At 70.3% G+C, this 12302-nt stretch carries 8 protein-coding genes; 1 reads left to right on the forward strand and 7 read right to left on the reverse strand.

Features of this window, described 5'->3' with window-relative positions; translation table 11 throughout:
- Positions 1-38: 38 nt before the first annotated feature.
- Positions 39-2633 carry a bifunctional FO biosynthesis protein CofGH gene (locus P3G67_RS30205; RefSeq protein ID WP_276096332.1) on the reverse strand — a complete coding sequence of 865 codons (2595 nt, stop codon included), beginning with the start codon at positions 2631-2633 and terminating at the stop codon, positions 39-41.
- A 139-nt stretch (positions 2634-2772) separates the two neighbouring features.
- Positions 2773-3588 (reverse strand): TIGR03619 family F420-dependent LLM class oxidoreductase, encoded by an 816-nt coding sequence (locus P3G67_RS30210; protein WP_276096333.1) that lies wholly within the window; start codon positions 3586-3588, stop codon positions 2773-2775.
- 252 nt (positions 3589-3840) lie between these two features.
- Between P3G67_RS30210 and P3G67_RS30215 the strand changes: the two genes are divergently transcribed.
- Entirely contained in the window at positions 3841-5442 is a 1602-nt protein-coding gene (locus P3G67_RS30215; RefSeq protein ID WP_276096334.1) for a hypothetical protein, read from the forward strand.
- 61 nt (positions 5443-5503) lie between these two features.
- Here P3G67_RS30215 and P3G67_RS30220 read toward each other — a convergent pair whose 3' ends face one another.
- From P3G67_RS30220 to P3G67_RS30240, 5 genes are all read right to left on the reverse strand, one after another.
- Positions 5504-7234: an N-acyl-D-amino-acid deacylase family protein gene (locus P3G67_RS30220; protein ID WP_276096335.1), complete on the reverse strand. Its 1731-nt coding sequence runs from the start codon at positions 7232-7234 to the stop codon at positions 5504-5506.
- A gap of 201 nt (positions 7235-7435) precedes the next feature.
- A complete protein-coding gene (locus P3G67_RS30225; protein WP_276096336.1) occupies positions 7436-8563 on the reverse strand; it encodes an LLM class flavin-dependent oxidoreductase in 1128 nt (375 codons plus the stop codon).
- 114 nt (positions 8564-8677) lie between these two features.
- Positions 8678-9613: a TIGR03619 family F420-dependent LLM class oxidoreductase gene (locus P3G67_RS30230; RefSeq protein WP_276096393.1), complete on the reverse strand. Its 936-nt coding sequence runs from the start codon at positions 9611-9613 to the stop codon at positions 8678-8680.
- 300 nt (positions 9614-9913) lie between these two features.
- Entirely contained in the window at positions 9914-11140 is a 1227-nt protein-coding gene (locus tag P3G67_RS30235) for an amidohydrolase family protein (RefSeq protein ID WP_276096337.1), read from the reverse strand.
- A gap of 104 nt (positions 11141-11244) precedes the next feature.
- Entirely contained in the window at positions 11245-12030 is a 786-nt protein-coding gene (locus P3G67_RS30240; protein ID WP_269855661.1) for an AMP-binding protein, read from the reverse strand.
- Between the last annotated feature and the right edge of the window lie 272 nt (positions 12031-12302).

Raw genomic sequence — 12302 nt, forward strand, 5'->3', positions numbered from 1 at the left:
CCCTTCTGAGTTGGCCGCTTCACTGTGTCGTTCTCTTCTCAGCTGTCCAGGACCGGCAGCAGCTCCGGCAGGTGGCCGTCCGAGGCCAGCCCGGCCGCCCGGCGTTCCTCCGGCACCGTGCCGTACAGGGTGTTCCGCTGCCGGGCGGGGCGGCCCGCCGCTTCGGCGATCGCGACCAGGTCGCGGATGGAGCGGTACGACCCGTAACTGGAACCCGCCATCCGGGAGATGGTCTCCTCCATCAGCGTGCCGCCCAGGTCGTTGGCGCCAGAGCGGAGCATTTCGGCCGCTCCCTCGGTGCCCAGTTTCACCCAGCTCGTCTGGATGTTACGGATGTGCGGGTGGAGCAGCAGCCGGGCCATGGCGGTGACCGCGCGGTTGTCCCGGTGGGTCGGGCCGGGCCGGGCGATGCCCGCCAGGTACACCGGGGCGTTGGTGTGGATGAAGGGCAGGGTGACGAACTCGGTGAACCCGCCGGTTTCCTGCTGTATGCCGGCGAGCAGCCGCAGGTGGCCCAACCAGTGCCGGGGCTGGTCCACATGCCCGTACATCATCGTGGAGGAGGAGCGGATGCCCAGTTGGTGTGCGGTCCTGACGACCTCCACCCAGGTGGCGGTGGGCAGTTTGCCCTTGGTGAGCACCCAGCGCACCTCGTCGTCGAGGATCTCGGCGGCCGTGCCGGGGATGGTGTCCAGGCCGGACTCCTTGGCCCGCTGCAGCCAGTCGCGGATGGACAGTCCGGTGCGGGTGGCGCCGTTGGCGACCTCCATCGGCGAGAAGGCGTGCACATGCATGCCGGGCACCCGGTCCTTGACCGCCCGGGCGATGTCGAAGTAGGCGGTGCCGGGCAGGTCGGGGTGGATGCCGCCCTGCATGCACACCTCGGTGGCACCCACCTCCCAGGCCTGTTGGGCGCGGTCGGCGACCTGGCCGAGGGAGAGGGTGTAGGCGTCGGCGTCGGTGCGGCGCTGGGCGAAGGCGCAGAAGCGGCAGCCGGTGTAGCAGACGTTGGTGAAGTTGATGTTCCGGGTGACGATGTAGGTGACCTCGTCGCCGACGGCGTCGCGCCGTACGTCGTCGGCGATCCGGCACAGCGCGTCCAGCGCCGGGCCGTCGGCGTGCAGCAGGGCGAGCGCCTCGGCGTCGGTGAGCCGGGTGGGGTCGTCGGCGGCGGTGGCCAGGGCGGCGCGTACGTCGGCCTCGATGCGGTCCGGGACGGTACCGGGGGCGGCCTGTTCGCGTAGCGCCTCCCAGTCTCCGTACACCTCGTCGAAGTCGTTCCTGCGGTCGCCGGTGCGGCCTTCGGTGTCGATGGCGGTGTGCAGGTCAGTGCGCCCGCTGGCGGTGAAGACCTGGTCGGGCTCCTGCCAGGGCAGGCCGGTGGGCTTGCGGTCCTCCACCGCCAGCCCGCTGTCCGGGTCGGCCAGCGCCCTGACGTGCGGCAGGACGCGCGGGTCCAGCCAGGGTTCGCCGCGTTGGACGAACTCCGGGTAGATGGTGAGTCGTTCACGCATGGTGAAGCCGGACTCGGCGGTGATGGCGCGCAGTTGGTCGATGTGCGGCCAGGGGTGCTCGGGGCTGACGTGGTCGGGAGTGAGCGGGGACACGCCGCCCCAGTCGTCGATGCCCGCGGCGATGGCCCGCGCGTACTCGCCCGCGATCAGGTTCGGCGGCGCCTGGATGCGGGCGGCGGGGCCCAGGATCAACCGGGCCACGGCGATGGTGGCGACCAGGTCGTCCAGTTCGGCGTCCGGCATGCCGCGCATCGGCGTGTCCGGCTTGGCACGGAAGTTCTGGACGATCACCTCCTGGACGCCGTGGTACTGCCGGGCCACCGTGCGGATGGCGAACAGCGACTCGGCGCGCTCGGTGCTGGTCTCGCCGATGCCGATCAGGATGCCGGTGGTGAACGGCACGTTGGAGCGGCCCACGTCGTGCAGCACGCGCAGCCGCACCGCGGGGTCCTTGTCCGGGGATCCGTGGTGCGGGCCGCCCGGTTCCGACCACAGCCGGGTGGCGGTGGTCTCCAGCATCATGCCCATGGATGCCGCGACCGGCTTGAGCCGCTGCACGTCGGTCCAGGTCATCGCGCCGGGGTTGAGGTGCGGCAGCAGTCCGGTCTCCTCCAGCACCCGGATGGCCATCGCCCGCACGTACGCCACGGTGTCGTCGTAGCCGTGAGCGTCCAGCCACTCCCGGGCCTCGGGCCAGCGGTCCTCGGGGCGGTCGCCGAGCGTGAACAGGGCTTCCTTGCAGCCGAGTTCGGCGCCCTGCCGGGCGATGGCCAGCACCTCGTCCGGGGACAGGAACATCCCCTCGCCCGCGCGCCGCAGCTTGCCGGGCACGGTGGCGAAGGTGCAGTAGTGGCAGCGATCGCGGCACAGCCGGGTCAACGGGATGAAGACATTACGCGCGTAGGTGATCACGCCGGGGCGCCCGGCGGCCTCCAGGCCCGCGTCCCGCACCCGCGCGGCGATCGAGGAGAGGGCGTCGAGGTCCTCGCCGCGCGCTCGCAGCAGGACTGCCGCCTCGGCGACGTCCAACGCGACGCCGCTGCGGGCGCGGCCCAGCGCACGGCGCATGGCGTTGGCGGTCGGTGTCGGCTCCTCGGGGCGCGGCATGCTGGTGTCCATCCACCGAGCATACGAGCGAGCACCGACAGCGAAAGCGATGCCCGCCTGCGCGGTTTGTCACAGCCATGCCCAGGAATACCGCGGGCACCGTGCGTCCTCGTCAGGTCCCGGGCCGTAAGGCCCCGGCCCGGACGGCGCGTTACAGGTACTGCGCGTAGTCGTCGAGGGTGCGCAGCACCTCGTCGGCGCCCGCCGGCGGCAGGATGAAGACGGCCTCCTCGGTGCCCAGGTCCCGCAGCCGCGCGACCTTGTCCGCGTTCGGCCGGATCGCGTACGGGACGACCTGCGGTTCACCTTCCCGTCCCGCCTCGGTCCAGGCGGCGCGCAGCGCGGGCAGGTGCTCGGCGGGGTCCTGACCCACCGGCAGCCAGCCGTCGGCGTATCCGGCGACGTCCGCGAACAGCTTCGGCCCGGCCGCGCCGCCGAGCAGGACCCGCAACCCCTTCGGCTTCGGGTGCGCCTCGCTGGGCTCGATGTGGATGAACTCGCTGTCGTATCCGGTCGGTTCGGGTGCCCACAGGGCGCGCATGGCCGCCAACCTGTCCCGGACGGCGGTGCGGCGGCGGGGCCAGTCCACACCGTGCGCGGCGGCCTCCTCCTGGTTCCAGCCCAGGCCCACGCCCAGGGTGAACCGGCCGCCTGACAGGTGGTCAAGCGTGGCCACCTGCTTGGCGAGCACAATGGGGTCGTGCTGGGCCACCAGGGTGATCCCGGTGCCGAGGATCAGGCGCTCGGTGACGGCGGCGGCCGCGCCCAGTGCGGCGAACGGGTCGAGGGTGCGCCCGTACTCGCGGGGCAGCTCCCCGCCGAACGGGTAGGGGCTCTTGCGGGAGACCGGGATGTGGGTGTGCTCGGGCAGGTAGAGCCCGGCGAATCCGCGCTGCTCAAGTTCCCGCGCGAGCTGGACGGGGCCGAGGGTCTCGTCGGTCAGAAAGATCATGGTCGAGATACGCACTGCGAGCACCTCCGAAAGCGGGCAACTTTTGCCCGGCCTTGTCTCTTCCCGTGCGCGATCACACCGAATCTCGCGATGACTCCTGTCATCCCGCACCTGGGGCGATCGATCACCCAGCGCTGCCATCCGGCGGCTCCTCCGCGCCACCAGGGTGACGCCCCAAGGCGCGTCACCAATACGGGAGTTGAAGGTTCCGTAAAAGACTGTAAGGAACCTTTACTAACAAGGTTGGCCCGGGCATGCTGCCGCTCCATGACGGAACCCCACAGGAGCCATCCGCGCCGCAGGCGGTACGCGGTGCTCGGCGCCGCCGCCGCGCTCGCGGTGACGGGCGGGCTGACCACCACGTACTGGCAGGCCGGCGCCTCTCCCCGCACCCCTCCCGCGGCCAGCGCCCGGGCCAGCGCCGACTGGGTCGCCTTCAGCGGCGGCAGGCTCTCCTACCGAACCGACGCACAGGGCAACCGCATCCCCGACTTCTCCCGCGTCGGCTACCACGAGAGCGACCAGCCCATCCCCGACCGGCCGGTCGCCGTCACCCTCGCTCCGGCCGCCTCCGGGGACGACACCGCCCGCATCCAAGCCGCCGTCGAACGCGTCGGCGGCACCCCGTCAGGCGGCGCTGTCCTGCTCAGGCCGGGCACCTACCGGATCGGCGGCACCATCAAGGTGGACCGTTCCGGTGTCGTGCTGCGCGGCTCCGGGTCGGGCGCCCAGGGCACCGTGCTCACCGGCACCGGTAAGCCGCACACCCTCGTCGCGGTCGGCGGCTCGGGGCAGATCACCCGCAGCGGGGACACCCAGCCGGTAACCGACACCTATGTGCCGGTCGGGGCCAGCACCCTCCATGTGGCCGGCGCCGCCACGCACTTCAGTGCCGGGGACCGGATAGTCGTCCAGCGCCCCATAGAACAGAACTGGATCCACGCCATCGGCATGGACCACATCCCGCCACGCCCCGACGGCACCCCCAGCACCCCGTGGAAGCCCAGCAGCGGCCATGAGTTCGAGCGCACGGTCGCGGGCGTGCGTGGCGACACCATCACCCTCGACGTGCCGCTCCCCCAGGCGCTGGAGAAGCAGTACACGCACGCGAGCGTGTGGACCTACACCTTCGCCGGCCGCATCAGCGAGGCGGGCGTCGAGAACCTCTCCGGAAACGGCAAGGCGTTCGAGTCCGACCCGTCCTGGCACGGCGGCGGGTACTTCAACTCGGCGCTGGTCAGCGTGGACGCCGCGGAGAACTCCTGGGTGCGCGACGTCACCGCGAACAGGTTCGGCTCGGCCTTCTCCTTCGGCACCGGCGCGCTGCACGACACCATGCTGGACACCCGGTCGCTGGACGCCTCCGTACCGCAGGACGTCCACGCCCAGCCGGTCGCCTACACGGTCAGCGGACAACAGACACTGATCGAGAACTGCACGGTGACCGGCAGCAACCAGCATGCCTGGGCAACACAGGCGCGCATCCCCGGCCCCAATGTGATCACCAACTGCACGGCCAGCAACACCGGCAAGCGACTGCTGGACGCGGGCCCGCACCAGCGGTGGGCGACCGGCACCCTCTACGACGAGATCACCATGGACACCTCCGGCACGCTCGCGCTGCACGACCGCCAGTGGATGGGCAGCGGCCAGGGCTGGGCGGGCGCCAACGACGTGGCATGGAACTGCTCGGTGGGCAGGTACCAGGTGGAGGACCCGCCGACCGCGCACAACTGGGCCATCGGCTGCACCGGCACCCAGGCACCGCCCGCCAGCGGCCACCGCCCCGGCGAGTTCCAGTCCTCCGGCAGCCATGTGCTGCCCGCCAGCCTCTACCAGGAGCAGCTCAGGGAACGGCACGGCCAGTAGACCCGAGGCGTCGGTGCCCGAGGTGCTGCCCTCGGGCAACGACGCGGATCCACGCGAAGCCCTAGCCCGTCGAGACCGTCTCCGTGTCGCGCCCCGAGCGCAGCACCGTCCCCGGGACGGCGCCCGTCACCACTCCGTCCCTTATGGTCTCGACGCCGTTCACCCGCACACTCACCACGCCCTGCGCCGCGGAGTGCAACCGCGGGCTGTCGCCCGGCAGGTCGTGTACCAGGGTCGCGGCTGCGGCGTCGATCCGCTCAGGGTCGAAGACCACCAGGTCGGCGAAGTACCCCTCGGCGATCCGGCCCCGCCCACGCAGCCCGTACAACCTGGCCGGATCGCCGGTGAGCATACGCACCGCCTTCTCCAGCCCCACCAGCCTTCGCCCGCGCAGGCAGTCCCCGATGAACCGTGTCGTATACGGCGCACCGCACATCCGGTCCAGATGCGCGCCCGCGTCCGAGCCACCCAGCAAGACGTCCTCGTGCTCCCAGGTCTGCCGTCGCAGCTCCCAGCTCGCCGGATCGTTGTCCGTGGGCATGGGCCAAAGCACCGTACGCAGCCGGTCGTTGGCGCATATCCCCACCAGCGCCTCGAAGGGTTCCTGTCCTCGCTCGGCGGCGATGTCGCAGACCCGTCGACCGGTCAGTCCAGCGTTCTGCTCGCAGTACGTATCGCCGATGACGTAGCGACCGAAGTCCGCCAGCCGCCGGAAGACGCCGGCTTCCGGGCTCTCCGCACGGCGCAGCATCTCCGCCCGCACGGCGGGATCCCTGAGCCTGCCGATCCGCTCGTCCACCGGGAGACCGAGGATCTCTCCCCATCCGGGAATCAGATTGAGCGCGCAGAAAGTGCCGAGCGACATGTTCATCGGCGTGAGGATCGGCATCGTCAGTGCGACGACCCGGCCACCCGCCTTACGGGCCATGGCCGATGCGAGCAGTTGCCGCGGAACACGTTCGGGAACGGCCGCGTCGATCGTCAGTACGTTCCAGTTCAGCGGCCGCCCGGCCGTCGCGCTCATGGCGGCCAGCAACTCGATCTCGTCATCGGAGAACTGGTCCAGGCATCCGGCGACAATCGCCTCGATCTGTGTGCCCTCGTGTTCCCCGACCGCGCGGCACAGCGCCAGCAACTCCTCGCGGCGCGCGTAGCGGGACGCCACCGGTTTGCCGTCCCCGTCGGAGTGGGTGGACGACTGCGTGGTCGAAAGACCCCACGCGCCCGCGTCCATCGATTCATGGAAAAGCCACAGCATTCGCTCCAACTGCCGTGCGGTGGGCTGTCCACCGATGGCGTCTTCGCCCATGACGTGCCGCCGCAGCGCGCAATGGCCCACCATGAAACCGGCGTTGACCGCGGTCCGCCCGTCGAGCGCGCCAAGGTACTCGGCGAACGAGGCCCAACTCCAATCCACCCCGGTTTCAAGGGCCTTGAGCGACATGCCCTCGACCTTGCACATCATGCGCCGTGTGTAGTCGGCGTCCCGCGGCCTGAGCGGCGCCAGGGTGAATCCGCAGTTGCCGCCCACGACGGTGGTCACACCGTGGTGCATGGACGGGGTCGCGAAAGGGTCCCAGAACAACTGGGCGTCATAGTGCGTGTGCGGATCGATGAATCCGGGCGTGAGCACCAGCCCGTCCGCGTCCTGAGCGCTGCGCGCGCCTTCCGTGGTGCTGCCGGGAGCGGTGATCGAGACGATTCTTCCGTCCTGTATTCCGACGTCTGCGAGATATGAGGGCGCTCCCGTGCCGTCCACCACGGTGGCGCCCCTTATCAGGTGGTCAAGCATGGTCGATTCCCCTCTGCGGAAAGTGGTGGCGAGGGAGCCGCGGCCCGGATCGGCCCGGCCGGGGCCGTGCGACGGGCCGCCGTCGCACGGCCCCGGACCGGGTCGGGAAGCGACGGCCCGGGAAGCCGTCGCCGCACAGCGGGCGCCGGGGCCGCGGTGGGGCCCCGCACACCGTTCGGGCGGGCTGTCCGCGCGGCCCGGCTAGCCCCGCGCCGCCTTCCGGAATCGGGTGGTCCGGTGCACCGGGTCCGTGTCCATCTTCGGGATGACGTGCTCTCCGATGAGTTTGATCGTCGTCAGCGTGTCCTGGTACGGCACGCCCACCGGCAGCCCGAACACCAACTGGTCGGCGCCCGCCGCCTCCCACCGTCTGCACTGTGAAAGGACCTCGTCCGGGTCGCCGCAGATCATCAACTCCTCGGCTATCAACAGGTCGATGATCTCCGGGGTGTAGTCCGGCAGGAGTTCCGGCCACCGCGGAATCCCCTCGGGCCGGGGGAAGGTGTCGTGGTAGCGGAACAGCAGCGACTGCAGGTAGTTGAGATTGCTGGAGACCGCGATCTCCCGCGCCTTCTTCGAGGTTTCGGCGCATATCGCGGTGGACGTCACCATGACGTTGTCGTTGACGTAGTCGCCGACCGGCTCGGCGTCGCGTACCGCGGTCTTGTACGAGTCGACCACCCACTCCATGTCGGAGACCTTCTGCACGCTGAACCCCAGTACCCCGAGGCCCTTCCCGGCGGCCATGGCATACGAGGACGGCGACCCCGCCGCGTACCACATCGCGGGGTGCGATACCCCGTACGGCTTGGGCAGGACCTTGCGCGGGGGGAGCGACCAGTGCTTTCCCTTGAACCCCTCGTATGTGTCCTGCAGCCACATCTTGGGGAACTCGGCGATGGTCTCCTCCCAGATCTCCTTGGTGTGGTTCATGTCGGTGATCCCGGGGAGGAAGCCGAGGATCTCATGGCTGCCCGCGCCGCGTCCGGTGCCGAACTCGAAGCGGCCGCCGGAGAGATGGTCGAGCATGGCGACCCGCTCGGCGACCTTCGCGGGATGGTTGACCTGCGGCAGCGGGTTGAAGATTCCGGAGCCGAGGTGGATGCGTTCGGTGGCATGGGCCAGATAGCCGAGGAAGACGTCATTGGCCGAAAGGTGGGAGTACTCCTCCAGGAAATGGTGCTCGCTCGCCCAGGCGTACTTGAAACCCGACCTGTCGGCCTGGATGACGTACTCGGTCTCCTCCAGCAACGCGTGGTGCTCGGCCTCGGGGTCGGCCTTCGCCCGGCTCGCGGGCACATATCCCTGTACGAAGATCCCGAATTCCAAGATCGCTCCTCGGGCGTCCACTTCGTTTCTGACGTACCGTCAGGTTTACTCGACTCTCGCAGCGCCCGCCGAAGCCGTCAATACCGGGGGCACCGCCCGGGTTCCCCCCCGCCATCAGTTGAGGTGCGGCGCGACGTCAGCGGCGAACGCCTCCATCTGGTCGAGGAGCTCGGCCGCACTACGGCTGCGGAAGCGGACCTGTATCTGCCCGACCCCCATGCGGGCATACTCGCGCAGCGACTCCGCGATGGCCTCACCCTTGCCGCGCAGCGTGCGGCGGCCCACCCGCCACGACGGCTCCCCCACGTACACCGGCTCGGTGATCGCCCCGATGTCCAACGGTGCGCCGCGCCGCAGCCGCGCCAGTTCCGCTATCCGCGACGGCAGCTGGTCCCGAGGATCTCCCTGCGGCAGCCAGCCGTCACCGCGCAGCGCCGATCGCCGTATCGCCGCGGGCGACGATCCACCGACCCAGATCGGTGGCCGGGGAACCTGAACGGGCCTGGGCCGCTGCCCCAGTCCCCGGAAGGCGAAGTGCCGACCGCCGTACTCCGGGAACTCCTCCGGTCCGAGTGCGGCCCTGAGCGCGTCAATCGTCTCGTCGAGCACCGGACCGCGGCGGTCGAAGTCCACTCCCAGCGCGTCGAACTCCTCCCGGACATGTCCGGCGCCCACGCCGAGGATCAGCCGCCCACCGGAGAGGTGGTCAAGCGTGGCGTACTGCTTGGCGAGCACCAGAGGGTGCCGCAGCCCGGCCACGGCGACATGACTGAGCAGCCGCACCCGGGTGGTCGCGGCCGCCACGTAGGACAAGGTGGCCACCGGGTCGTACCAGGTGGTGCTCATCGCGTCCGCGAGCCGGGCCGGAATCGCCACATGGTCGCAACAGGCGACGTAGAAGAAACCGAGCCGGTCCGCCGCGCAGGCGATCGCCAGCAGGTCCCCGGGCTCGGCCTCCGTCTCCCATCCCTCCGCGAAGACGGCACTCAGCGCCTGGACCGGCAACTGCATCCCGTAGACCAAACGACCTTCCGGCAGGATCCGCACCATGTGGGCCTCCTCGTCGCGAGTGCCCACATCGTCGTCCCTGACGTACCGTCAGACAAGCCCGTCTTCGCGCGGGGCGCACCCCATGACGTATGTCATAACGCACTCAGGACAGATGACACTGCCCCCGCGCTCCCACCTCCCGCCATCCTTGTGACCACAGGGCCGCAAGCACCGCCGCGACCGGCCCGCGCCGGAGGCGGGCCGGGTAGGGCAGGGGACATCAGGGGAGGGAGGCGGAGCGGGAGGGCCCCGTGGGCGGGCGGTGCGGGGGACCGTCCACCCAACGGTTCACCCGCCGTCTCACGAGCCCGCGCCCGCCCAGAGGCCGTCGCTGGTCAGGCCCAGCAGTTCGATCGCGTTACCGCGCACGATCCGTTCGACCACATCCTGCGGGAGGTGACCCATCTGCGACTCGCCGACTTCCTTGGACCTCGGCCAGGTCGAGTCCGAGTGCGGGTAGTCCGTCTCGTACAGGACGTTGCCGGCGCCTATGGCGTCGAGGTTCCGCAGGCCGAACGCGTCGTCGAAGAAGCAGCCGTAGACGTGTTCGGCGAACAGCTCGGACGGTGGGCGCAGCACCCTGTCGGCGACCCCGCCCCAGCCCCGGTTCTCCTCCCACACGACGTCCGCGCGCTCCAGGACGTACGGCATCCAGCCGATCTGCCCCTCGGCGTACATGATTTTGAGGTTGGGGAAGCGTTCGAACTTGCCCGACATCAGCCAGTCCACCATCGAGTAGCAGCAGTTGGCGAACGTGATCGTGGAACCGACGGCGGGCGGAGCGTCCGCGGAGGTGGAGGGCATCTTCGAGGAGGAGCCGATGTGCATGGCGATGACCGTGCCGGTCTCGTCGCAGGCGCCCAGGAACGGGTCCCAGGCGTCACTGTGGACCGAAGGCAGCCCGAGGTGCGGCGGTATCTCGCTGAAGCAGACCGCGCGCACACCGCGTTCGGCGTTGCGCCGCACCTCGCGGGCGGCGAGTTCGGCGTCCCACAGCGGGATGAGGGTGAGCGGGATGAGGCGGCCGTGCGCCTGCGGCCCGCACCACTCCTCCACCATCCAGTCGTTGTACGCCCGTAGGCACAGCAGCCCGAGTTCGCGATCCTTGGCCTCGGTGAACGTCTGGCCGCAGAAGCGCGGGAAGGTCGGGAAGCAGAGCGCGGAGCGCACATGGTTGATGTCCATGTCCGCCAGCCGCTCGGGAACGCTGTAGGAGCCGGGACGCATCTGCTCGTAGGTGATGCCTTCGAGCCTGACGTCATCACGGCTGTAGCCGACGGCGGTGTCGAGCCGGGTCAGTGGGCGGCGCAGGTCCTCGTAGACCCACCAGTCGGCGATCGGCCCGTCATCGCCGGGCGCGCCCATCTTGGGCGCGAACTTCCCGCCGACGAAGGTCATTTCCTTCAGCGGTGCCCGGACGATGCGCGGGCCGATGTCGTGGTACCGGGACGGGAGCCGGTCCCGCCAGACGCCTGCGGGCTCGACCGTGTGGTCGTCCACCGAGATGATCTCCGGGAAGCTCTCCATGGAGCCACGGTAGCGCCGATCTGACGGCTCGTCAGCTCGATGAGAGTCAGCATCGTCGGCCGGACACGTTCGCCGCCTTCGCCGATCGCACCGCTCCGCCGCCGCTACCCCCTGCCTCGGGGTCCGCGGGGCCGGCCCGTCTCCCAGACCGCGCGCCCCTGGTGGACGGGGAGCAGCAGCCGCCATACGGCGTCGTCCATGCCGTGCACCGAGGCGATCCAGCTCAACTCGTCGTCCTTGACGCCGAGTCGGCAGGCGTCCTGTAGCTCATGGAGGACGTTGAGCAGGTCGCCGTGGCTGAACGGCGGCTCCATTCGGCCGCCCAACGGGTCGCCGGGCGGCCCGGGTATGTAGCGCCGGTAGGCGTCGGTGCCGCGCAGTACGCCCACCGGGCGCCAGCGGTCGGCGAGTTCGGCGACCGGGCAGCCGCCGACCATGTGCCCGTCGGCCTCCAGAACCGGAACGCGTTCGCGGTTGACCGGTAGCGCCGACCAGCCGTCGGCGGCGGTCAGTACGGCGGCGGGGGCGACCCGGTCGACGGCATCGGCGACCCCGTCGTCGATGCCGTCGTCCATGCCGTCCGGCGTCCCGTCGCCTGGTCCGTGGTCAGGCAGCAGATAGGGCACCGCGACCATGCCCGCGTACAGGCAGCCGTAGAAGGCGCCGGCGAAGTCCGGGCCCTGGCGGTAGGCGAGGAGTACCCGGCTGCCCGGCGGGAGCGCGCCGCCGAGCCGGGCGGCCACTGCGCGCGCCCGGCGGTCGAGTTCGGCGTAGCTGCACGCGGCGGTCGCGGCGAAGGGCGCGCCGGGAAGGGCGCCGTACGGTACCGCGCACGGCAGTTCCGCGGCCCGCTTGCGCAGCATCCGGCCGGGTGTCACCACCGTGCTCATCCTCGCGCGCGTCCGCTCCGTGGTGGGCCCACCGAGACCGCCTCCAAACACCGATGCGGACGGCTTCGGTGGCGTACACCATGAGCACATGACAGCTCCGTCACTCCTCTCCCTCACAGGCCTCACACACGGAATCTCAAATTCCGCTCAATTCGGACCGATTGGCGTACAACCGCTCGTGAGGAGGTGACCGCGCCCGGTAGGACAGGGCAAACTGGCGGTCACGCGGCTGTACTCATCACACGAGGAGATGGTCCCGGCTCGCGATGAAC

It is taken from the genome of Streptomyces silvisoli (assembly GCF_029269905.1).
Taxonomy (GTDB): domain Bacteria; phylum Actinomycetota; class Actinomycetes; order Streptomycetales; family Streptomycetaceae; genus Streptantibioticus_A; species Streptantibioticus_A silvisoli_A.